The sequence below is a fragment of the Bacteriovorax sp. DB6_IX genome (genome assembly GCF_000447775.1).
Taxonomy (GTDB): domain Bacteria; phylum Bdellovibrionota; class Bacteriovoracia; order Bacteriovoracales; family Bacteriovoracaceae; genus Halobacteriovorax_A.
This window is the reverse complement of sequence record NZ_AUNJ01000041.1, coordinates 1-260: the sequence shown is the minus strand read 5'-3', so window position 1 is coordinate 260 and position 260 is coordinate 1. Positions and strand designations below refer to the sequence as shown.

The window sequence follows — 260 nt, the reverse complement described above, 5'->3', positions numbered from 1 at the left end:
TATTTATCTCTTCAATGATCGAAGATTTCGACTGAAAATGATTTGAAAACTCTCTGACAAAGTTCACATAGAGATCGGCCATGACTGGAGTTGACCAAACACTTGGAAACTCACTATTTGTTCTCCCAAGTTCCGAAAGATACTTAATCTGATCAGAGTGACTAATGTGAAAGCTATCCCCTCCAAAGAGAGAAGGTACTTCTTTTCCATTCGCCTCATTCCAAACCCAACTTGGTAGAGGAATATTGCAATTATCTCCA

Annotated in this window: 1 protein-coding gene; it reads right to left on the bottom strand. The window is 38.8% G+C overall.

Features of this window, described 5'->3' with window-relative positions; all coding sequences use genetic code 11:
• The coding region (locus M901_RS01230; protein ID WP_021276337.1) for a family 14 glycosylhydrolase at positions 1-260 on the bottom strand (260 nt) is incomplete at both ends.